Annotated in this window: 13 protein-coding genes; 5 read left to right on the forward strand and 8 right to left on the reverse strand. The window is 68.7% G+C overall.

Going from position 1 to position 22,441, the window contains the following annotated elements:
- The coding region (locus BUE42_RS22810; protein WP_200799014.1) for a DUF6055 domain-containing protein at positions 1-1,030 on the forward strand (1,030 nt) is incomplete at its 5' end.
- A gap of 10 nt (positions 1,031-1,040) precedes the next feature.
- On the forward strand, positions 1,041-3,248 hold the full coding sequence (locus BUE42_RS22815) for a rhamnogalacturonan lyase (RefSeq protein WP_073467597.1): 2,208 nt from the start codon (positions 1,041-1,043) through the stop codon (positions 3,246-3,248).
- A gap of 31 nt (positions 3,249-3,279) precedes the next feature.
- On the opposite strand, the gene BUE42_RS22820 is transcribed toward BUE42_RS22815, so the two are convergent.
- The 5 genes from BUE42_RS22820 to BUE42_RS22840 form a co-directional block, all read right to left on the reverse strand.
- Positions 3,280-3,510 (reverse strand): hypothetical protein, encoded by a 231-nt coding sequence (locus tag BUE42_RS22820; protein WP_073467598.1) that lies wholly within the window; start codon positions 3,508-3,510, stop codon positions 3,280-3,282.
- A 130-nt stretch (positions 3,511-3,640) separates the two neighbouring features.
- Positions 3,641-6,274, reverse strand: a complete 2,634-nt coding sequence (locus tag BUE42_RS22825; protein WP_143171700.1) for an ExeM/NucH family extracellular endonuclease — start codon at positions 6,272-6,274, stop codon at positions 3,641-3,643.
- Between the two features lie 172 nt (positions 6,275-6,446).
- A complete protein-coding gene (locus BUE42_RS22830) occupies positions 6,447-10,796 on the reverse strand; it encodes a translocation/assembly module TamB domain-containing protein (protein ID WP_073467600.1) in 4,350 nt (1,449 codons plus the stop codon).
- Positions 10,797-10,803: 7 nt separating this feature from the next.
- A complete protein-coding gene (locus BUE42_RS22835; RefSeq protein ID WP_143171701.1) occupies positions 10,804-12,681 on the reverse strand; it encodes an autotransporter assembly complex protein TamA in 1,878 nt (625 codons plus the stop codon).
- A gap of 2 nt (positions 12,682-12,683) precedes the next feature.
- Positions 12,684-13,880 (reverse strand): vWA domain-containing protein, encoded by a 1,197-nt coding sequence (locus tag BUE42_RS22840; RefSeq protein ID WP_073467602.1) that lies wholly within the window; start codon positions 13,878-13,880, stop codon positions 12,684-12,686.
- A 165-nt stretch (positions 13,881-14,045) separates the two neighbouring features.
- On the opposite strand from BUE42_RS22840, the gene BUE42_RS22845 reads away from it, so the two are divergent.
- A complete protein-coding gene (locus tag BUE42_RS22845; RefSeq protein ID WP_073467603.1) occupies positions 14,046-14,714 on the forward strand; it encodes a hypothetical protein in 669 nt (222 codons plus the stop codon).
- A gap of 190 nt (positions 14,715-14,904) precedes the next feature.
- Here the strand turns inward: BUE42_RS22845 and BUE42_RS22850 are convergent, their stop codons facing one another.
- The gene (locus BUE42_RS22850) at positions 14,905-16,908 is read right to left on the reverse strand and encodes a S9 family peptidase (RefSeq protein ID WP_073467604.1); all 2,004 of its coding nucleotides are present in this window, start codon (positions 16,906-16,908) and stop codon (positions 14,905-14,907) included.
- A 70-nt stretch (positions 16,909-16,978) separates the two neighbouring features.
- Positions 16,979-17,833, reverse strand: a complete 855-nt coding sequence (locus tag BUE42_RS22855; RefSeq protein WP_073467605.1) for an AAA family ATPase — start codon at positions 17,831-17,833, stop codon at positions 16,979-16,981.
- A 99-nt stretch (positions 17,834-17,932) separates the two neighbouring features.
- Between BUE42_RS22855 and BUE42_RS22860 the strand changes: the two genes are divergently transcribed.
- Positions 17,933-18,604, forward strand: a complete 672-nt coding sequence (locus BUE42_RS22860; RefSeq protein WP_073467606.1) for a c-type cytochrome — start codon at positions 17,933-17,935, stop codon at positions 18,602-18,604.
- A 163-nt stretch (positions 18,605-18,767) separates the two neighbouring features.
- The gene (locus BUE42_RS22865; protein ID WP_073467607.1) at positions 18,768-20,330 is read left to right on the forward strand and encodes an ABC transporter substrate-binding protein; all 1,563 of its coding nucleotides are present in this window, start codon (positions 18,768-18,770) and stop codon (positions 20,328-20,330) included.
- A 232-nt stretch (positions 20,331-20,562) separates the two neighbouring features.
- On the opposite strand, the gene BUE42_RS22870 is transcribed toward BUE42_RS22865, so the two are convergent.
- The gene (locus BUE42_RS22870) at positions 20,563-22,401 is read right to left on the reverse strand and encodes a glycosyl hydrolase family 18 protein (RefSeq protein ID WP_083614439.1); all 1,839 of its coding nucleotides are present in this window, start codon (positions 22,399-22,401) and stop codon (positions 20,563-20,565) included.
- Positions 22,402-22,441: the final 40 nt, after the last annotated feature.

A 22,441-nucleotide genomic window follows, 5' to 3' on the forward strand; every position in this document is an offset into this window, starting at 1 on the left:
CTGGACGCTGCCGCAGCTCAACGACTTCATCGGCGACTGGGCGATGCACAACGTGGTGTGGGACTACAAGGCCACGCCCGACACCTTCCGCAACACCTACGGCAACATCACGCTGACCGACAGGGCGGAGCGCCTGCACCGGCTGATGCCGCTGGAGGCGCTGGACAGCAACTGGGCGACCAACCGCCGCTTCGCGTCGCCGTTCTACGGCGCACCGCAGCGCTTCGGCTACAACGTCGTGCGGCTGTACCCGACCAACGGATCGACGACCGTGACGGTCAAGTTCCGCGGCGTCAACCAGAGCGGCTCGGATGCCGACTTCCGCTGGGGCCTCGTCGCCACCAACACGCAGTTCACGTCAGCGCGCTACAGCGGACTGCAGAAGGGGCTGGACGCGGACCTGACCTTCAAGGTGAACGCGGGCGAGCCGCTGTTCCTGGTGGTGAGCGCGACGCCGTCGGTGTTCAAGACGGTGGTGTGGGACCAGGCGTACGAGACGGTCTGGCGCTACCCGTACATGATCGAGCTGGCGAACGCGTGGCCGCAGGGCTTCCAGAACGGGCAGCGCGATGCCTGCCCGTCGGGCACGCTGCGCCACGCCAACGGCGGCGGCTGCGCGCCCACCAGTACGGCGGCGAGCGTGTACGTCGGGCCGTACGCGACGATCCTGCCGGGCGGCAGTGCCACCGGCAACGCGCGCATCGAAGACCAGGCCATCGTCGCGAACGGCTCGGTCACCGGCGGCACGGTCGGCGGCCTCAGCGTGATCGGCGTGACCGGCAGCCCGTGGGGCAACAACAGCTTCTCGGTGTCGGGTTCGGCGCAGGTGCGCACCACCTTCTATCCGCTCGGCTTCTTCGAGGCGAACCAGGGCGCATCGGGCAGCCTGAACCTGCATGGCGACGTCGAGTACCGCGGCACGGGGCTCAACCTGAGCTCGGGCAACCGGTCGGGCTTCGTCGATGCCACGTCCAACGTGGGGTCGGCCACCGACATCAACACGAAGACGACGCTGACCTGGCGGCCCTGAGGACACGACCATGATCCGATCCAAGCCGTTGGCCGTTTGCGCGGCCATCGCGGGGCTGTGCGTGCCCGCTGTTCACGCCGCCAGCCCCGTGAGCCTGACCTACGTGGTCAACAACCAGTGGGGTTCGGGCTACTGCGCCACGGTGCGTGTCTCGAACCCGAACAGCGAGGCGGTGCAGTGGAGCGGCACGCTGACCGTGCCCGGGACGGTCGGCAACCTGTGGAACGGCGTGTGGAAGCAGAGTGGGTCCACGCTGGCCCTGAGCGGGGTCGAGTGGAACAGGACGCTCGCGGCGAAGGCGACGAACGAGTCGATCGGCTTCTGTGCGACCTCGGCGGCCGCACCGGCACCAACGCCGGCACCTGCGCCTGCACCGACCCCGGCACCCGCGCCCAGTCCTGCCCCCGCACCCACGCCATCCACCGGGCCGGTCGCCGGCTCGCGCCAGGTCGAGTTGCTCGACCGCGGCGTCGTGGCCGTCGCCACCGGCAACGGTGTCTTCGTCAGCTGGCGCATGCTGGGCACCGAAGCCGACGGCGTCGCCTACAACCTGTACCGCAACGGCGCCAGGCTGAACGCGAGCCCGATCACCAGCAGCACCAACTACGTCGATGCCGGCGGCAGCGCCAGCGCGAAGTACAGCGTGGCCGCGGTCGTCAACGGCGTCGAGCAGGCGCCGAGCAGCGCCACCGCGACGTGGCCGCAGCAGTACCTCACCGTCAAGCTGCAGCGCCCGGCCGGCGGCACCACGCCCGATGGCGTGGCCTATGACTACAGCCCGAACGATGTCAGCGTCGGCGATCTCGACGGCGACGGCGACTACGAACTGATCGTCAAGTGGGACCCGTCGAACTCGAAGGACAACTCCCAATCCGGCTACACCGGCAACGTGTTCGTCGAGGCCTACAAGCTCGACGGCACGCGGCTGTGGCGCATCGACCTCGGCCGCAACATCCGCGCCGGTGCGCACTACACGCAGTTCATCGTCTACGACCTCGATGGCGACGGCCGGGCCGAACTCGCGATGAAGACCGGCGACGGCACGATCGACGGCACCGGCGTGGTGATCGGCAGCGCGACCGCCGACCACCGCAACAGCACCGGCTACATCCTGAGCGGCCCCGAGTACCTGACCATCTTCAACGGCCTGACCGGCAAGGCGATGGCGAGCACCGCCTACGTGCCGGCGCGCGGCACGGTGTCGAGCTGGGGCGACAGCTACGGCAACCGCGTCGACCGCTTCCTGGCCGGCGTGGCGTACCTGGATGGCCAGCGTCCGAGCCTGGTCATGAGCCGCGGCTACTACACCCGCGCGGTGATCGCGGCCTGGGACTGGCGCGACGGCAAGCTCGCGTCACGCTGGACCTTCGACTCCAACACCAGCGGCAACTCGGCCTACCGCGGGCAGGGCGCGCACAGCCTGGTGATCGCCGACGTGAACGGCGACGGCAAGGACGACATCGTGTTCGGCGCCGCCGCGATCGATTCGAGCGGCAAGGGCTTGTATTCCACCGGCCTCGGCCACGGTGACGCACTGCACGTCAGCGACTTCGACCCGGCACGCCCCGGCAAGGAGGTGATGATGGTGCACGAGGAGCCGGGCCGCTACGGTGCGCACGGCGTCGAGATGCACGACGCGGCCACCGGCAAGATCCTGTGGAGCCTGCCGGGCGGCGGAGCCGACGTGGGCCGCGGCGTCGTGATGGACATCGATGCGCGCTACCCCGGTGCCGAAAGCTGGGCCACGGTGGGCGGATTGACCAGCGCGAAGGGGGAGTCGATCTCGGACCGCCGTCCGTCGCGCGTCAACTTCGGCGTGTACTGGGATGGTGACCTGCTGCGCGAGCTGCTCGATGGCACGACCATCGACAAGTGGAACCCGGCGACCGAGAAGCTCGACCGCCTGCTGACGGCGTCGAACTACGACGCCGCGTCGAACAACACCACGAAGGCGACGCCCAACCTGTCGGCCGACCTGTTCGGCGACTGGCGCGAAGAGGTGATCTGGCGCAACGCCAACAACAGCGAGCTGATGATCTTCACGACGACGATCCCGACCACCGAACGGCTGCGCACGCTGATGCACGACACGCAGTACCGCTCGGCGATCGCGAACCAGAACTCGGCCTACAACCAGCCGCCGAACACCAGCTTCTTCCTCGGCGCGGGCATGGGCAAGCCGGCGCAACCGAAGGTGTACACGCCGGTGGCGAAGTGACGCAGATGCAAGAACGCATCCTGCGCTCCGGTCACTGCGTCGTGGCGGCGGATTCGTTGGTTGCCGGGCCGGCGTAGATGCCGGCATCGCCCGCCGGTGCGGCGGGTACGGCGTCGGCGACGAGGCCGCCCGATGCGGCGAAGGCGCCGGCATCGGGAGCGGTGTCGCTCAGCATCGGCGTCAGGCACAGCACGAGGGCGAGCACGCCGGATCCGGCGGCGATGGCGATGAAGCGGCGGGTGAGGTCGGTGGGGGTATGCATGTTTGGGCTCCCTGTTGATGAAGCCCGCAAGGATGCTCGCGCCCGGTATCAGCGATGTTTCAACGGTGTCTCAGATGTTGCAGCACATCTGCCGTTACTGAGCCCTCGATTGCAGACCTCACTGCCAAGCTCACTGCGCGACGTGGCTCCCGAGTCCGTCGAAGGTGTCGATCGGGAAGCCCAGCCATTCGCTGCTCAGGTCCCAGGCCGCCGGCGCCGCGGCCGGTACGCTGCCATGCACGAGGCCCGGCTTGCGGCGCAGCGTGCGGTCCAGCGCCGACAGCGTGCCGCCAGTCCAGGCAGTGCCGGGGTCGAAGCCGACCTGCCCGAACGAATCGATCACCGTGCCTGATTTCTCCAGCGTCACCGCGTCGTCGCCGTTGAAGTTGACGACAGCGACCTTCAGCGCGCCCGGCAGCGTGACACTCGTCGTGAACGAGGTGTGGATCAGCACCAGTGTCTTGCCCGATTCCAGAGTGCCGGTCAGCGGGAGCGATTGCGTCGGCGCGGTGACGCCGTTCGCATACAGCCGCACCGTGTAGACGGAAAGGTCCACCGTGCCCGCGGTCGGGTTGTAGATCTCCAGTGCCTTGTTGTTGCTGCTGCCTTCGACGTACTCGCTGAAGAACAGCTCCGGCGTGTCGCCGGTGCTTGGCGCGGCGCTGACCGCGACCGTGCCGCTGCGTTCGGCCGTCAGGCCGCCGGCGCCGCTCAGCACCAGCTTCAGCGCATAGCTGCCGGCCGCGGCGTACGTGTGGGTCAGCGTCGTGACGCCGACGGCCGGGGCTTCGACCGTGCCGTCGCCCCAGTCGACCGACAGCGCGGTGCCGTTGGTCGCCGCGATGCCGGTCACGCTGACGGCAGTGCCGACGACCGCGCTGGCCGGCAGCGTCGCCGCCAGCGCCGGCACGATCACCGGCGCATCGGCCGTGAGCGTCAGGCCGACCAGCACCGGATCGTGGTCCGACGACCGGAACGCGGTGGCGGCGTAGCGGTCGTCGGTCTTGAACTCGGTGTTGTAGTCGAGCACCAGCGGCTCGTCGGCGTTGACGTGCCACACGGTGACGCCGTTCACCTGCGCGCCCAGCGTCTCGCTCGCGAACCCATGGTCGAGCGCGCCCGATTCGCCGTTGAACACATAGCTGTAGCGCGCGTCTTCCGGCAGCCGCTTCAGCAGCGCCTCGAAGCCGCCGCCTTCCAGGCTCTTGACCGGGTCCTCGTTCAGGTACGAGTTGAAATCGCCGACCATCAGCACGTCGGTCTCGCCCGAGGCATCCGTCAGCCCGGTCACCCACTTCTGCAGCGCCAGCGCCTGCCGGAAGCGCGAGACGTTCCAGCAGCCCTGGCCCTTGTCGGCATCCAGGTCGGCGGCCGAGGCCGGGCACGAACCCTTGCTCTTCAGGTGATTCACCACCAGCCAGAAGCCGCCGTGGTTGTCGACCGCGGCAAAGCGCTGCGCGACCGGCGGGCGCAGGCCGCCGTCGACCGCGAAGTCCGGATCGGTCGGCACCACCGCATTGCCGAGCGGCGTCACGCGTGACGGCTTGTAGATCATCGCGACGGTGATCGCATCGGTGCCCGGCTTGCCGGCGTCGATCCACGCATAGGTGTTGGCGCCGAGCTTGGCGTTGACCGCGCCGACCAGGTCGGCGAGTGCCACGGTGCCGTTGTTCTCGATCTCCATCAGCCCGAGCGCATCGGCATCCAGCCCGACGATGGTCTCGACCAGCTTCGCGCGCTGGCGCACCAGTTCATCGGCGGTGTTGGCGCCACGCTGGCCGAGCGTGGTGAAGTAGTTCAGCACGTTCAGGCTGCCGGCGCGCAGCGTGCCGCCGACGGCTGCCGGCGCGGTGGGGCGCGGGTTGGCGGCGGTGAAGACGGGGGCGGCGACCGGGTGCACGTGGAAGGCATCGGCCGTCCAGGTCACCACGCCGCGCACGCCGGCCACGGTGTCGCCGACGCGGCGCGTGCCGGTGCTGTCGGCGGCCGACAGGTAGGGGATCGGCACCGGGTTCTGGATGCCGGCGCCGTCGTCCAGCACGATCTTCGCGAGCGCGTTGGCGGCGTTGACCTCGTCGCGCGTCGCGCTGCCCGGGTGGTTGTTGGCCTGGAACAGCCGGCCGCCGGTGGACAGCACCAGCTCGCCGTAGCGGCCGAGGTTGTAGACCTCCGAGACGGTGAGCGTCTGCTTGAACTCGACCAGCATGCCCTCGACCGCTTCGAGGTCGGTGGCGCTCGTGAGCGGCAGCGTGATCTCGCGCGCCGCGATGGCCGGGCCGGCGCCGCAGGTGCTGATCGCCGTCACGGTGGTCAGCTCGGTCAGCCGCTCGGGATCGGTGCTGCCGCTCTTGAACTCGCTGACGGTGCCGCTCGCCTGCACGTAGTCGCCGAGCTTCACGTCGGCGCCGCCGGGCGCGAAGACGAACAGGCCTTCGGAGGTCTTCGGGTCCGCATCGGCGACCGGCTGCTGGATGAAGAAGCCCTTCAGCTGCGCATCGCCCTGGAAATCGGCGGTGACGACGCCGCGCACCGTGACGGCCTGGCCGTCGAACGGGCTCAGCGCGCCGGGGCCCTGCACCGCGGTGATGTCGCGCAGCGTGTTGGGCGCGGCCGGGCACTCGGGCAGCGTCGTGACGGGCGGGTTCCCGCCACCGCCGGGGGGCGGTGCGTCATCACCACCGCCGCCGCCGCAGGCCGACAGCGCGGCCAGCAGGCCGACGATCACGCCGGACGTCCATGAAGCGTGCCATCTGGAATTCGACATGCAAGTTCTCCCTGTTCACGGAATTTCCGTCCGCAAATTTCGACAAGCAATCCGGCCGGAAAGCCGGTTTGGCAAAGCCGCGCAGGTTGCGCTGCCGGCGTGTCAGCGTGGTGACACGGGCAGGTGTTGCAAGTTCAGGTCCATGCGTTTGCTGCCAACTTCGCTGCCGGATTCACTGCCAGCGCAGCGTCCAGATGAAGTCCAGCGAGTTGTCCAGCCCCGACTGCGCGCGCAGCGTGAAGCGCTGGGCGATGCGGTAGATCAGCTGCCAGTTGCCGGTGGTCGCGTTCAGGCTGCGTTCGTAGCCGACGTACCAGCGCCGCGACAACTGCTTGCCGAGCGACACCACGGTCTCGCGCACGTCGGTCGCGCTGTTCGTGTTCTGCGACACCGACAGGTCGTCGATGCCCAGCACCTTCAGCGGATCGGCGCCACCGCCTTCGCCGGACAGCAGCGCCAGCGCCGCGCGTTGCAGCAGCGCGGTGTCCGACTTGCCCAGCCCGTCGCTCGCGCGGCCGAGCAGCATCCACGAGAGCTTGTCGATGTCGGACAACTCCGGCTCGGAGAACAGCCGCACGCGCGGCGTCAGCGCGGTGCCGGTGATCGCGACGCCGACCCGCACGTCGGTGTTCGGCCGCGTCGCCTCGATGTCGAGCCGCGGGTTCTCCGGCGTGCCGGTGAAGGTGATGACGCCGCGGTCGATGTCCAGCTTCTGGCCGTAGGCGTTGTAGGTGCCGTCGACCGCGCGCACGCTGCCGTTCAGCGCCAGCTTGCCGCCGGGCGTCGTCAGCTTCAGCTCGCCTTCGAGCCGGGTGTCGATGCCGCGCCCGCGCAGCCGCAGCGCCTCGCCCAGGTTCACCGTCAGGTCGACCGCGACGTTGCGGTTGCTCGGTGCGCCGGTCGGTGCGGTGGTCTCGATGTCGGCGGTGCGGTTGATGACCACCACGTCGCCCGACAGGCTGGGCGCACTCGACAGGCTGAAGTCGAACAGGCCTTCGTCGACTTTGAACTTGCCGTCGACCTTCAGGTTGTCGCGGTCGAGCTCCACCTGCGCCTGGCCGCTCGTGACGATGCGGCGGTCGACCCGGCCCAGCAGCTGGAAACGCTCGGCCACCAGCGTCATCTGCGCATGCGGCTTCTCGCCGAACTCGGCCGCGCCGCTCAGCTTGACGGTGCCGTTGCCGGCGCGCGCCTGGAAGGTGTTGATCTTCGCGTTGTCGCCCTGCAGCGCGATGTCGACCTCGCCGTCGGTCACGTTGACGCCCTGCAGGATGTTGCGCGCCGACAGGCCGGAGCCTTTCATGTGGCCGGTGTATTCGATCGCGCCGAAGCGCCCGCCGATGGTCGCGGTGGTGCCGAGCTTGCCGCCCAGGCGCCAGCCGGCCGGCACCCACGCGCCCCAGGTGCCCAGGTTCGCCACCTGCGCCTCGAGCACGCCCTGCACCGGCGCGTCGGGTTCGGGCCAGGCGCGCTTCGGCGACGTGCGCACGACGATCGCGCCGGCCGCGACGCCGAGCTGGTTGCCGGCCAGGCCCTGCGTGAAGTTCCAGACGCCGTCCTGCGCGCTCAGGCCGAGCCGCAGGTCGGTCAGGCCGAGCGGCTGCGTGCCGGTTTCGTCGGTCACCGACAGGTCGCCGCTGACGCGCTCGAGCACGATGTCGGCGCTGAATTCGGCCGCCTGGTGCACGACGATCTTGCCGCCGATCTGCAGGTCGCCGCCCCAGCCGAAATCCGGCTGCAGCCGGCGCAGCAGCGGCGCGATCGCGACCGGCTGCAGCTCGGCCTGCACGTCGAGTTGCTGTGTCTGCACGCCCTGGCCGGCCTGCCAGCGGATGGCGTCCCAGCGCAGCCCGGCGCCGAGGATGTCGGCCCGGCCGGCCGAGACGCTGGCCCATGGCGCGTCGCCGGCCTGCACCTCGACGTCGACGTTCTGCGCCAGCAGCCACGGCGTGCTGCCGGGTTGGCTGCTGCGCACCTCGGCCTGCTGCAGCGTGCCCTTCCAGTTCAACGGGGTCGGCGGCTTGCCGCTGCCGGGGTGCAGCGACGAACCGTCGAACGGCGCGCCGCTCAGGCCGCCGCGCGCGGTGATCAGCACCAGCGTGCGGCCGGTGGGGGCGGCCGGGGCCGATGCCGCGGCGGCCGACGCGGGCGGCGCACTGGCTGCCGGCGCCGCGCTCGCCGCTGCTCGGGCCAAGGGAGCGCTGGCAGCCGGTGCATTGGCCGCCCGGGCGGCAGGCGGCGGCTGCACGTTGTCGACCCAGGCCGGCGGCAAGGCCTTCAGTTCGGTGCGCCAGTTCAGCGTGTGCGAGCGGGCCGTGCCCTGCAGCTGCAGCCGGCTGCTGTCCAGGCCCTGGCCGTGCCATGCGCCCTGCGTGATGTCGGCGTTGAGTTCCAGCGGCGCGTCGGCGCTGCTGCCGGCCTGCCAGTGCAGGTCGGCCTGGCCGACCGCCAGCGGGCCGGCGCGCAGCTTCGCGAGGTTCCCCTTGCCCTGCGTCTTCACGTCGGGCCAGCGGCCGGTGAGTTCGGCCTCGCCGGTGAAGCTGCCGTTCAGGCCTTCGAGCAGGCCGGACGCCTGCGCGCCGGGCAGCAGCTTCAGCAGCGGCTGCAGGCGCGCCAGCACCGGCGCGCGGGCGTCGACATGCCAGCGGTCGGCGGCGCCCTTCGCATCGGTGGCGAGCGTGCCTTCGGCGTTCAGCGCGTTGCCACCGGCATCGAGTTTCACGGTGGCGGCGAACGGCGCGGCTGCGCTCGGGTGGTGCAGCGCGATGTCGCCGGTCAGCGGCACGCCGGCCAGCACGCTGTCGCCGATCACCGCGGTGATGTCGCCGCGCAGCGCGGCCAGGCGGTCGAGCAGCGTCGCGCCGCGCGGGGCCGGGGCGGTCACGCTGTCGGGCACGGTCAAGGCCAGCTCGCCCTTCACGTTCAGCCGGTGCGGCCCGAGGTGCCAGCTCGATTCGGGCGGCCCGGGGAACCATGCAGCGGGGTCGAAATCGACCAGCGCCCCCTTTGCCTTGGCCTGCCAGAGTGCTTCGCCGCGTTCGGCGCTGCCACTCAGGCTGGCCTGTGCGGCGCCGGCGGAGGCGCGCAGTTCGCGCAGCTCGATGTGCCGCTCATCGCCCTGCGCATCGACCTTCAACTGCACCGCGCGCGCCGGCTTCAGCAACTGGCCCTTCAGGTCGACCAGCGCCTTGAAGCTCGGCGGCTGCGCGCTGCCGTCGGGCAAGGGCGGGTGCGTCTGGCCGGAGAGCGTGACGGGGCCGCTGAGCGTCATCGCCGGCAGGTTCGGGTCCAGCTCGGACGGCGCGACCTTGTCGAGCACCGCATTCAGCTCGAAGTTGCCGCCGTCGACGCGGCCGGTGCCGCTCAAGCTGCCGGCCGGCTTGGCGGTGCCGGCCAGCACCGCCTCGAACGCCGCGAGCTCGAACTGCCGCGGCTGGTCGGCGCGCCCGCGCACATCGAAGCTCAGCTGGCGCAGCGGCAGGCGCTGCTCGTCCCAGCGGCCGGGGGTGTCGTTGCGCAGCGTGCCGCGCGCGGCGAGGCCACCCTTGCCGGCCTTCGCATCGGTGGGCGCGATCGAGACCGTGCCGCTCAGCGCGGTGACCGGCGCGCTGGTCAGCAGCGCCGACAGGTCCAGCGCCTGCGTGCTGGCATCGACCTGCGGCAGCGGCCAGGGGTCCCATGGCGCGACGGTGGCGGTGGCATCCAGCGACTGCCCTTGCGCGCGCAACGCGGCCTTGGCATTGAAGCGCGCGAGCGGGCCTTTCGCCGACAGGTCGGCATGCCAGTCGTTGCGCAGCGACTTGGCCCACGTCGGCAGTGCCACATCGCTGCCGCTGCCCTGCACGCCGGCCAGCAGCAGCTCGATCGGCATGTCGCCGTCGGCGCCGATCTGCGCCTGGCCGGTGACCTGCAGCGCGTCCAGCCGCAGCGAGACATCGCTGACGCGGTGCAGCGCGCCACGCTCGGCGCCGAGCGCGACCTTGGCCGCGATCTCGCGCAGCGGGTGCGCCTCCAGCCCCGGCACCAGCAGCGTGCCGACGGTCAGCTTGTCGACATACAGCTCGACCGGCGAGCGCAGCGAGGTCGGCAGGCCCGACGGCTTGGCGTTCGGATCACCCGGGCCGATCTGCACCGTGACGCGGTCGGCCGACATCGCATCGGCATGCACCGCGGCCCACGAGCGCGGGTAGGGCGTGAACGACAGCGAGAGGCCGCGCCAGCGCAGCGCGTCGATCACGACGCGGTCGTGTTCACCGAGCACGACGACGACCTGCTTCGCGCTGAAATCGCCGACCAGCGACCCGCGCGGCTCGCTGACCTGCAGCAGCGGCAGCGAGCGCGCGACGTTGCCGAGCAGCCACGCGGTGCCGCTCTCGCTGCCGGCGGCCCACAGCGCGGTGCCGACCAGCGCGGCCGGCAGCACGATCAGCAGCACGAAGCCGATGATCAGCAACGCCACCCACCAGCGGCGGCGGCGCAGCGGCTTCGGCGGAGCGGGCGTGGCTTCGGTGTCGTCGCTCATGCGTGCTCTAGAAGGCGATGCCGACGCTGAGGTGGAGGCGGTTCTCGTCGACCGCCTGCCCGTGCGCGTAGTCGATGCGCAGCGGCCCGACCGGGCTGCGCCAGCGCAGGCCGACGCCGTAGCCGTAGACCGAGTTCACGTGGCCCCAGGTGTCGGACGCATTGCCGCCGTCGGCGAACACCGCCCACCACAGCGAGGGCATGCGCGGCGAGATCGGGCGTGCGAGTTCGATGCTGCTGGTCAGCAGGTAGCGGCCGCCGTAGAGCTCGCCATCCTTGGTCACACCCAGCGATCGGTAGGCGTAGCCGCGCACCGAGTCGTCGCCGCCGGCGCGGAACAGCAGCGCATCCGGGATGCCGACGTCGGGTTTCGCGAACACGCCGCCGACCTCGACGCGCGCTTGGCCGTACCAGCGCTGGCCGAGCGGCCAGTAGCCGGTCAGGCGGCCATAGGTGCGGCCGAACGGGCCGTTGCTGGCGAAGTTGTTCACCGCGTAGCCGCCGGCCGCCTGGATTGAGGCGGTCAGGCCCTTGGTCGGCAGCAGGATGCTGTCGACGTCGCGCCAGACCCAGTTGTAGTTCTGCGAGACCGCGCGGCTGTCCTGCTCGGCGGTGTCGTTGGTCAGCTTGGAGTCGAGCACCTCGACGAAGATCAGCCGCTCGATGTGCTCAGTGTCGAGCGAGCGGCCGACCCGCACGCGCGAGTTCAGCGTGATCGCGCCGGCCGAGTCGAGCCGCGAGACGCTGGTGGCGATCAGGTTGCGGTACTGGCCGTCGGTCGGGTTCGACGTGAGATCGGCGTCCCACGAGCGCAGGTCGCGGCCGAGTTCGAGCTTGTTGTGCAGTTGCGCGTTGAAGCCGAACGGCCGGCGGTGCCGGTGCTCGAAGGTGAAGCGCCCGCCGGTGTTGTCGCTGTAGCCGATGCCGAAGGTGGCCTGCTGCAGCGTCTGCTCGCGCACCCGCACCGTGACCGGTGTCGCGGCAGCCACCGCCGGATCGGGGTCGATCTCGACCGAGACGCCCTCGAACAGCCCGAGCTTGCCGAGGCGTTCCTGGAAATCGAGGATGCGTTTCTCGGTGTAGGGCGTGCCGGGCCCGAAGTCGGCGAGGTTGCGGATCGCGCCTTCGTCGTAGCGCTGCAGGCCTTCGATGCGGATCTCGCCGAGGTGGAACAGCGGGCCGCTGTCGAGCACCGCGGTGATGCTGGCCTTCTGCGTCGACGCGTCGACGCGGGCCTCGGTGCTCTTCCATTGCGCGGCCGGGTAGCCGTCGGCCCGCAGCCGGGCCACGGTCTCGTTCTTCGCCTCGCCCCACAGGCTCTGGCGGAACGGGCGGCCGAGCTTCAGCGGCCACTGGCTTTCGAGGCGGTCGAGGGTCTCGCGCGCGGCCCGGTCCTTGGCGTCGAGGCCCTTCTTCAACTCGCCCTCGATCTGCAGGTCCCAGTGGTCGACGCGGGTGCGCGGGCCGGCCTGCAGCACCAGCTTGATGACCGGCAGGCCTTCGGGCGTCTCGCTGCGCTCGACGCTGGCTTCGGCATTGAAGTAGCCCTCGGTCTCGACCAGCGTCTTGGCCTGGGCCGGTGCGGCCGCGGCGAGGCGGTCGAGTTCGGCGCGGGTGATGCCCTCCTGCGTCGACGACTGGAAGCGGCCGAGGTCGAGGTAGGTCGTGAGCAGGGCCTTCAGGTCGTCGGGCGCATCGACCTCGAGCCGGTAGGCGGCGAAGGCCGGTGCGGACGCTGCCGCGGCCGGTGCTGCGGCAGCGGTGGCGTCGGGCTTGCTGCCGTCATCGGCGTCGGGCTTGAAGATCGCGCAGCCGGACAGCGAGATCGACAAGGACATCGACAAAGAGAGCGCGAGCCTGGCGGCCAGCAGGGGCGGTGCGGGCAACCTCATTTGCTCAGCAGCCGCATGGCCCCTTCCAGGCCCTGCAGCGTGAGCGGGAACATGCGCTGGTTCATCAGCTGGGCGACGATCGAGATGCTCTGGCGGTAGCCCCAGACGCCTTGCGGCTCGGGGTTGATCCAGGCGAATTTCGGGAAGGCATGCGTGAGGCGCTGCAGCCATTCGGCGCCGGCTTCCTCGTTGTTGTATTCGACGCTGCCGCCGGGCTGCAGGATCTCGTAGGGGCTCATCGTCGCGTCGCCGACGAAGATCAGCTTGTAGTCCTTGTTGTACTTGCGGATCAAGTCCCAGGTGGAGAACTTCTCGCTGTAGCGGCGGCGGTTGTTCTTCCACATGAAGTCGTAGACGCAGTTGTGGAAGTAATAGAACTCGAGGTGCTTGAACTCGGCCTTGGCGGCGCTGAACACTTCTTCGACGCGGTGGATGTGCTCGTCCATCGTGCCGCCCACGTCCATCAGCAGCAGTACCTTCACCTTGTTGTGGCGCTCGGGCACCATCTTGATGTCGAGGTAGCCGGCGTTGGCGGCGGTGGAGCGGATGGTGTCGTCGAGGTCGAGTTCTTCGTCGGAGCCTTCGCGGGCGAAGCGCCGCAGCCGGCGCAGCGCGACCTTGATGTTGCGGGTGCCGAGTTCGAGCGAGTCGTCGTAGTCCTTGAACTGGCGCTGGTCCCACACCTTCACGGCGCTCTTGTTCCGGCTCTTGTCCTGCCCGATGCGGATGCCTTGCGGGTTGTAGCCGAAGGCGCCGAACGGGCTGGTGCCGCCGGTGCCGATCATGCGGTTGCCGCCCTCGTGGCGTTCCTTCTGCTCCTCGAAGCGCTTCTTGAGCGTTGCCATCAACTCATCCCAGCCCATCTTCTCGATCGCGGCCTTGTCCTCGGGGCTGAGTTCGAGTTCGAACTTCTTCTGCAGCCAGTCGAGCGGCACGTCCTGCGTGAAGTCGGTGAGCAGCTCGACGCCCTTGAAGTAGGCGGCGAAGGCGCGATCGAACTTGTCGAAGTTGGCCTCGTCCTTGACGAGGGTGGTGCGGGCGAGCAGGTAGAACTTGTCGATCGTGGGGCCGCCGCCGTCGCCGTCGTGGTCATCAATCACACCGGCCTGCAGCGCTTCGAGCAAGGTCAGGTATTCCTTGACGGAGACCTTCAGCTTGGCGGCGCGCAGTGTGAAGAAGAAGTTGGTCAGCATGGCGGGCTTGGGAGGACGGCTTACCCAATGGTGTCGCGTATTGTGACTTCGTCCGAGCGCACCGTCCTCGTGCGCATACCCCATTGTTGCGGTGCGGCATTGCCGTTGTCCTACGGGAGCTTCTTGCATGATGTCCCGGCTGACATTCCTGCCCCGCCTTGTGACATGAAGTTTCCGGCGCTCAAGCGCATCCTGATGACGGTCCTGACGGCAGGCGGTGCTGCTGCCGCGTGGGCCGCGCCGCCGGTGCCTTGCCGCGTCGAGCCGTTCGCCGACGCCGGGGTGACCGACCGCGAAGCCTTGCTGGCGAGGCGCTGCGGTGGTGATCGCCTCGACTGGAAGGTCGAGACGCCGCGAGCCAAGCCGACCGATGTCGGACCGAGCCAACTGCGCTCGCGGGTGGAGACCAGCACGACCGAAACGCTGGGCAGCGGCCTCAAGACGTCATTGCGGATGAGCTGGGCGGGCCTGCGCACCGAGACCGAACCGGGGCTGCGCACCGAGCAGGCGACAGTCGCCGCGGGCGCGCAGGTGCGGCTGGCCGACAGCTGGGCGCTGCAGATGAACCTGGGGCGCGACGTGGCGGGCGTGCCGCGCAACCGGGCCACCTTGTCGAGCGTGTGGCAGCCGTTGCGCAGCGGCACGCTCTACGCCGAATGGGTCGGCACCGGGCTCTCGGCCGGCGAGACCGAGGTCAACCGGGTCGGCGCCCGCTGGTGGCTGGTGCCGCGGCGGCTGTCGTTCGATCTCGGGACGGCGCAGCGGCCTGGGGTCCCGGGCTGGGAGGATCCGCGCTTTGCCGTCACCTGGGATATCTCGAATCTCTTGAGGTGAGCTCACCCCCACTCCGTTCGCCCTGAGCCTGTCGAAGGGTTGTGCCCGAAGCGCGCATGGACTTCGACAAGCTCAGTCGACCCTTCGACAGGCTCAGGGCGAACGGTGTTCTTTGCAACTGCCGGGTCCCTTCAAGGACCTCTTGGGCTCAGGGCGAACGGCTTTTGGCGTGCGCACAACAACAAGAAACCTACTTCTTGTCGTGCGCCTTGAGCCACCCGAAGAACTCCGAATACCAGAGCTTGCTGTTGCGCGGCTTCAGGATCCAGTGGTTCTCATCCGGGAACCACACGAGCCGCGAATCCACCCCACGTGCCTTCAGCGTGTTGTAGTAGGCGAGCCCCTGCTGGTCGGGCACGCGGAAATCGAGCGCCCCGTGGATCACCAGCGTCGGCGTCTTCATGTTCTTCGCGAAGGCGTGCGGGCTCTGCGAGTTGACCTTGGCCTGGTCGTCCCAGTACCACGCCCCCAGCTCCTTCGCGTGCCAGGTGTAGGCGTCGTCGCTGAACATCGCCGTCCAGTCGAAGCAGCCCGCATGGCACACATAGGCCTGGTAGCGCCCCGGCTTCACGTGGCCGTTCATCCACGCCACCATGTAGCCGCCGTAGCTGCCGCCGGTCGCGAAGACGCGGCCGCGGTCGATGTACGGCTTCTTCAGCATCAGGTCGGTCGTGGCCTCGACGTCCTGCAGCTCCAGCTCGCCCCAGCGGTGCGTGATGCTGTCGAGGAAGCCGTAGCCGAAGCCGCTCGAGCCGTGGTAGTTCACGCAGACGACCACGTAGCCCTGCGCCGCGAACACATGCGTGTTCCAGCGGTAGTGGAAGGTGTCGCCGGCCGCCGCATGCGGGCCGCCGTGGATGCTGTGCAGCAGCGGGTACTTCTTCTTCGGGTCGAACCCCGGCGGGTAGACCACCCAGGCCTGGATCTCGTCGCCCTGCGCGCCCTTGAACCGCACGTCCTCATGCCTGCCCAGCCGCACCGGCTTCAGCAGTTCGTCGTTGAAGTGCTCCAGGCGCTGCGGTGCTTCTTCTCCCGCACGGTGCACATGCACCCGCGCCGGGTGGTCCATCGCGTCAGCCGCCGTCACGATCACGTCGCCCGCGACGTCGAAGCCCTGCACCCAGCCGCCTTGCGCCACCACCGTCGCCTCGCGGGCCGCGATGTCGAAGCGCCACAGGTGGCACCGGCCCTGGTCTTCGGCCGTGAAGAACAGCGCGTCGCCCTCGGCCGACCAGCGGATCGGTGCGTTCACCGCGTGGTCCCACGCGGCGCTCAGCACCTGCTGCTTCACCGGCGCGTCGATGCCGCGCTGCAGCACCGCCGCATGGTTGGGCATCGTGTGGCGCTTGCCCTGGTGGCTCGCGAGGAACGCGATGCGCTTGCCGTCGGGGCTGTAGCGCGGGGCCTCGAAGTCCCAGGCCTTGTCCTGCGCGATCACCTCGATGCGGCCGGTGCGCACCGCCACCTCGGCCAGCGACTTGCAATGGTCCAGCCGCTTCTCGGCCGCCGGGTCGAAGGCGAACGCGATGTGGCGGCCGTCGGGCGAGATGTCGAACGAATGCGCGTCGGGGTCACCGCGCTGCAATTCGTAGCCGCTGCCCTCGAACAGGTCGCGCACCCGGCCGCTCTCGACGTCGAGCACCAGCACGTGCGCCACGCGCTCCATCGGCAGGTTGCGATCCCAGTAGCGGTACTGGGCCTCGCTCGTCACGTAGGCGGTTTCCTTGCGGTCCTTGAAGGCCTGGTGGCGCTTGGCCTGCGCCGCGGCGCCGCGCACATCGGGCCACACCCACGAGACGAACGCGATGCGCTTGCCGTCGGGGAACCACTTGAAGGCGTCGACGCCGGGCGCGAAATCGCTGACGCGCCGCGCCTCGCCGCCGTCGGGCGCGATCACGTACAGCTGCGGCGTGTCGTCCTTCTTGCCCTGCTGCTCGCGGCGCGCGACGAACGCGATGCGCTCGCCGGTCGGCGACCATGCCGGCTGGCCGTCTTTCTCGCCGGCCTGCGTCAGCCGGCGCGGCCCGCCGCCGAAGGTCGACAGCAGCCACAGGGCCGACGTGCCCTTGTTGTCCTCCATCGAGTAGCTGCCGACCGAACAGACCGCCTGCGCACCGTCGGGCGACAGGGCCAGTCCGCCGACGCGCTGCAGCGCCCACAGGTCATCGATGCTCAGGGTCTGGTGTCGGGCCATGTCTGTGGCCGCCTCGTGAGCGGCAGTCGGTGGAGAAACGGGGGTTACCGGCGCAATGGCCCGGCAGGCGTCATCGGTTGTGCTTCTGCATGAAGACGAGCTTCTCGAACAGCGACACGTCCTGTTCGTTCTTCAGCAGCGCGCCCACCAGCGGCGGCAGGCTCACCTTCTCGTCCTTGCTCTGCAGCACCTCGAGCGGGATGTCCTCGGCCACCAGCAGCTTCAGCCAGTCGAGCAGCTCGCTGGTGCTCGGCTTCTTCTTCAGCCCCGGCAGGTTGCGCACGTCGTAGAAGTTGCGCAGCGCGGCCGTCAGCAGCTCTTTCTTCAGCGACGGGAAGTGCACCTCGACGATGCGCTTCATCGTGTCGGCGTCGGGGAAGCGGATGTAGTGGAAGAAGCAGCGGCGCAGGAAGGCGTCGGGCAGCTCTTTCTCGTTGTTCGACGTGATGAACACCAGCGGCCGGTGCTTCGCCTGGATCAGCTCACGCGTCTCGTAGACGTAGAACTCCATCCGGTCGATCTCGCGCAGCAGGTCGTTCGGGAATTCGATGTCGGCCTTGTCGATCTCGTCGATCAGCAGTACCACCGGCTGCTCGGCGGTGAAGGCCTGCCACAGCACGCCCTTGACGATGTAGTTGTGGATGTCGTGCACCCGCGCCCCACCGTCGACGTCGGCCAGCTGGCTGTCGCGCAGGCGACTCACCGCGTCGTATTCGTACAAACCCTGCTGCGCCTTCGTGGTGCTCTTGATGTGCCACTGCAAGAGCGGCATGCCCAGCGATTGCGCCACCTCCTCGGCCAGCATCGTCTTGCCGGTGCCGGGCTCGCCCTTGATCAGCAGCGGCCGCTTCAGCGTGGCGGCGGCATTGACGGCGAGCATCAGGTCGTCGGTCGCAACGTAGTTGTCAGAGCCTTTGAACTTCATGCGGCGCAGGGTTTGAGAGGGGTGCGGGCCAGTATAAGGCGGGCCCTATAATCGCCCGCGGTTCGAAGACAAGCCCTCGCCAACTTCAAAAAAGCTGCCATGACAAAGCTGGTTTCCCTGTCGAATCTGATCGCCGCATTCACTGTGTCCATGATGCTGGCCGGCACCGCCGCTGGGCAGGACGCGAAGGCCGGCGATGCCAAGGCCGGCGAAAAGAAGGCCGCGATGTGCATCGGCTGCCACGGCATCCCGGGCTACCAGGCGAGCTTCCCCGAAGTGCACAAGGTGCCGATGATCGCGGGCCAGGGCGCCAAGTACGTCGTCGCCGCGCTCGGCGAGTACAAGAAGGGCGAGCGCAAGCACCCGACGATGCGCGCGATCGCGGCGCCGCTGACCGACCAGGACATCGCCGACCTCGCCGCCTTCTACGAGCAGCTCCCGAAAGAGCAACCTCAGCTGGCCGAGAAGGCCAAGGCCCCGCCGGAGGTCGACGAGCTGCTGAAGAAGGGCAACTGCGTGTCGTGCCACGGCGAGAACTTCAGCAAGCCGATCGACGGCAGCTACCCGAAGCTGGCCGGCCAGCATGCCGATTACCTGTTCGTCGCGCTGAAGGCCTACCAGACCAACGGCAACCCGCAGATCGGCCGCAGCAACCCGATCATGGTCGGGCAGGTCAAGCAGTTCTCGCATGCCGAGCTGAAGACGCTGGCGCAGTACCTGGCGTCGCTGCCCACTGAGCTGCACACCGTGCCGCAATCGCGCTTCCGGTGAACACACACCGCTCGCCCTGAGCCTGTCGAAGGGTCGGACTGAGCCTGTCGAAGGCCTTCGACAGGCTCAGGTCCTTCGACAAGCTCAGGGCGAACGGTGAGAGGTGGGTCCCGATCCCCGTAGACTGCGGCCTTCCACGCCACAGATCACGAAGGATCGCCTCATGAAACGTTGGATTCCGTTGTTGTGCGCCGTGCTGTGCGTCGGCGCGCACGCCCAAACCCTGCGCTGGGCCACCCAGGGCGATGCGCAGACCATGGACCCGCATTCGCAGAACGAGCTGCTGACGAATGCGATCAACGGCCAGGTCTACGAGACGCTGGTCAACCGCGACAAGCAGCTGGGCATCGAGCCGGTGCTCGCCACCGAGTGGCAGCAGACGACGCCGACGCAATGGCGCGTCAAGCTGCGCCCGAACGTGAAGTTCCACGACGGCACGCCGTTCACCGCCGACGACGTGGTGTTCTCGGTGCAGCGCGCCCGCGAGGGCACCTCGGACATCAAGGCCTATGCGAACGCGCTCGGCGAGCCGAAGAAGATCGACGCGCTGACGGTCGAGTTCAACCTGCCGGCGGTGAATCCGATCTTCCTGCAGCATGCGACGCTGGTGCAGATCATGAGCAAGACCTGGAGCGAGAAGAACAAGGTCACGAAGCCGCTGGACTTCAAGAACAAGGAAGAGAGCTACGCGTCGTTCAACGCGAACGGCACCGGCCCGTACATGCTGGTCTCGCGGGCGCCCGACGTGAAGACCGTGTTCAAGCGCAACCCGGCGTGGTGGGGCAAGTTCGACGGCAACGTGCAGGAGGTGGTCTACACGCCGATCAAGAGCGACCCGACGCGGGTGGCGGCCTTGCTGTCGGGCGAGATCGACTTCGTGCTCGACCCGGCGCCGCAGGACATCGCGCGGCTGCGCGGCACGCCGCAGGTGAAGGTGATCGACGGGCCGGAGAACCGCATCGTGTTCATCGGCATGGACCAGAGCCGCGACGAGCTGCTGTACGGCAGCGTGAAGGGCAAGAACCCGTTCAAGGACCAGCGCGTGCGCCGCGCGCTGTACCAGGCGGTCGACATCGAGACGATCAAGACCAAGCTGATGCGCGGCCAGGCCGTGCCGACCGGCGGCATCACGTCATCGCCGCTGGGCGCCTTCAACGATCCCGAGATCGAGAAGCGGTTGCCGTATGACCTCGAGGGCGCGAAGAAGCTGATGGCCGATGCCGGCTATGCGCAAGGCTTCGAGGTGACGCTCGATTGCCCGAACAACCGCTACATCAACGACGAGGAGATCTGCCAGACGCTGGCCTCGATGTGGGCCCGGCTGAACGTGAAGATCCGCGTCAACGCGATGCCGCGCTCGACCTATTTCCCGAAGGTGCAGAAGTTCGACACGTCGATGTTCATGCTGGGCTGGGGCGGGTCCATCACCGATGCCGAGGTCACGCTGACGCCGGTGCTGCGCAGCCGCGGCGAGGGTGGCATCGGCGCCTGGAACTTCGGCGGCACGAAGGACGCGAAGCTCGATGAGCTGGCGGCGGCTTCGAGCAAGGAGGCGGATCCGAAGAAGCGGGAGCAGCTGATCAAGGCGGCGCTGCGGGAGCACAACGAGCAGGTGCTCAATATTCCGCTGCATCGGCAGGTGATTCCCTGGGCGGCTCGGTCCAACGTCGATGTGGTGCATCGGGCGGATAACTGGCTCGAGTGGAGGTGGGTCACCATTCGGTGATTTGCTTCACTGCGTGGGGCTGTTGCCGGGTCTCGCCCCGGCGGGCGAGTCACTTTCATTTGGGGCTCAAATGAAAGTAACCAAAGCAAAGAGCCTCAATGCAACACCATACGGCTCGTTCTGCACGCTGCGGACAACACTGCCACGCCGCTGCACATCGCTCCTTGATTGGGATTGTTGCCTTCCCGCCTCCACGCGCCTCGCTACGCGTCCAACAATCTGCTCGTGGCTTTCAGCGCCCCGTCACCTGCACTTCGTTGACGATCGCGCTCCACGATTGCGGGCCGGTCTTGCCGGAGATGCGCACGCCGACTACGCCGGCCAGCGGCGTGCCGCTGAATGCGTAGCTGGCGCCGCCGGCTGACGCGCTGTTCGGGTACGTCGGCGTGATCGCCCATCCCGATTCGATCCAGCGGGTGCCATCCGTCGTGTACTGCAGCGTCACACCTGCTTCGAAGTAGCCGTTGCCGTAACTGTCGATCGCGCCGTTGATGAAAGTGACCTTCGAGATCGCCTTCGCCGCCGTCCACGTGACGCCGGCCGCCTCCCACTTGCCAGCCTCGCCTTCGCCCGCGGCATTCAGCGTGACGCCGGTGGCCAGCTTGCCGTCGTTGATGCCGGCACGCGCTTGCCGGTTCGCGTTCGACAACGCCGTCGTGTTCTTGATCCACACCTGGCCGGTGCCGCTGGCTTCGATCTGCGTGTCGCCGCTGCCGCCGCGCGCGGTGAACGCGGCACGGATCGAATGGCCGGCCTGCACGTCGCTGAAGGTGTAGCTCGTCACCGCACCGATCGACGTGCCGTCCACCGTCACCGCACTGATGTCGTAGCCGGCGTTCGGCACGATGCTGAAGCCCTGGCTGCGGCCCTGCACGACCTGCACCGCGCCGCTCGGCACGATCGATCCACCGGCGCCCGCCGCGGCATCGATGCTCAGCGGTGCCGTCGCGCCGTTGTCCAACCCGGCCTTCACCGCCGACCAGAAACTCGCGTCTTCATAGCCCATCGCCCACACGCTGGTGCCGGCCAGGCCGTACGCGTTCACCAGCGCGGTCTTGGCCTGGATGCTCTGTGCATCGTCGTACCAGAGCGCCGGCTGCTTCGTCGAATTGCTCCACTCGGTGCCGTCCGGCTGCTTGCGCACCGTGCCCCAGGTCGCATACGGCGTCGCCGACGCCGCATCGCGCTGCAACGCCGCACCGGCATGCGAGGCCAGCACGGCGGGGTAGCTTGACCAGTGCACCACCTGGCCGGTGCTGTAGTCGTAGCCGTAGCTCGGCAAACCGGCCAGCACCTTCGAGGCCGGCACGCGCGACACGGTGTACGACAGGATCGCCTTCTGCCAGTCCAGGCCCGATTCGGGACCCGGCCACACCTCGCCGTTGAAGCCGCTGCTCGCCCAGCCGGGACCGACCTCGTCGTAGGTCATCACCTGGAAGTAGTCGACCGCCGCACCGATCGCGCTGTAGTCGTAGCCGCCCAGGTAGTCCGGCGCCTTGTCACCGGTCTTCGGCGGGATGCTGATCACGAGCTTCAGGCCCTGCGCATGCAGGCCGGTGGCCAGCGCGGAGATGAACGCGCTGTAGTTCGCCTTGTCCGACGGTTGCACCGCCTCCAGGTCGATGTCGATGCCGGCAAAACCGTTCGCGGTCGCCAGGCTCACCAGGTTCGTCACCGCCTTGGCGCGGCTCGCAGCACTCGCCAGCACCGCCTTCGAGATCGCCGGGTCGAACCCCCCGGCGTCGTTGCTGTAGTCGGAGACGGTCGGGTACAGCGGCAGGCCCTTGCCCTTCGCGAAGCTGATGATGCTGCGCGTCGTGTTGGTCATGCCCTCGGTGCCGACCGCGCCCGCTGCCGTCAGGTTGTAGGCCGAACCCAGGCCGACCGCACTCAGTTGCGCGTGGTAGGCCTGCAGGTTGGTGTACGACTGGCCGAGCTGGCCGTCGGTGTAGGCCAGCACGAAGGGCGCGGCATCGGCCTGCGACGTGGCGACCAGGCACGCGAAGCTCACGCAGGCAAGCGCGGCGACGAAACCGGTGCGGTTCGGGCGGAGGTTTGAAAGGGCTTTCATCGGCCGATGGTGACCGATCTGCGCCCTGGGAGTTGTCAGC

It is taken from the genome of Rhizobacter sp. OV335 (genome assembly GCF_900142965.1).
Taxonomy (GTDB): Bacteria; Pseudomonadota; Gammaproteobacteria; order Burkholderiales; family Burkholderiaceae_C; genus Rhizobacter.

Coding starts and splice junctions, on each gene's coding strand:
- BUE42_RS22815 (WP_073467597.1), top strand. CDS start 1,041: ATGATCCGATCCAAGCCGTTGGCCGTTTGCGCGGCCATCGCGGGGCTG.
- BUE42_RS22820 (WP_073467598.1), bottom strand. CDS start 3,510: ATGCATACCCCCACCGACCTCACCCGCCGCTTCATCGCCATCGCCGCC.
- BUE42_RS22825 (WP_143171700.1), bottom strand. CDS start 6,274: ATGTCGAATTCCAGATGGCACGCTTCATGGACGTCCGGCGTGATCGTC.
- BUE42_RS22830 (WP_073467600.1), bottom strand. CDS start 10,796: ATGAGCGACGACACCGAAGCCACGCCCGCTCCGCCGAAGCCGCTGCGC.
- BUE42_RS22840 (WP_073467602.1), bottom strand. CDS start 13,880: ATGCTGACCAACTTCTTCTTCACACTGCGCGCCGCCAAGCTGAAGGTC.
- BUE42_RS22845 (WP_073467603.1), top strand. CDS start 14,046: ATGAAGTTTCCGGCGCTCAAGCGCATCCTGATGACGGTCCTGACGGCA.
- BUE42_RS22850 (WP_073467604.1), bottom strand. CDS start 16,908: ATGGCCCGACACCAGACCCTGAGCATCGATGACCTGTGGGCGCTGCAG.
- BUE42_RS22855 (WP_073467605.1), bottom strand. CDS start 17,833: ATGAAGTTCAAAGGCTCTGACAACTACGTTGCGACCGACGACCTGATG.
- BUE42_RS22860 (WP_073467606.1), top strand. CDS start 17,933: ATGACAAAGCTGGTTTCCCTGTCGAATCTGATCGCCGCATTCACTGTG.
- BUE42_RS22865 (WP_073467607.1), top strand. CDS start 18,768: ATGAAACGTTGGATTCCGTTGTTGTGCGCCGTGCTGTGCGTCGGCGCG.
- BUE42_RS22870 (WP_083614439.1), bottom strand. CDS start 22,401: ATGAAAGCCCTTTCAAACCTCCGCCCGAACCGCACCGGTTTCGTCGCC.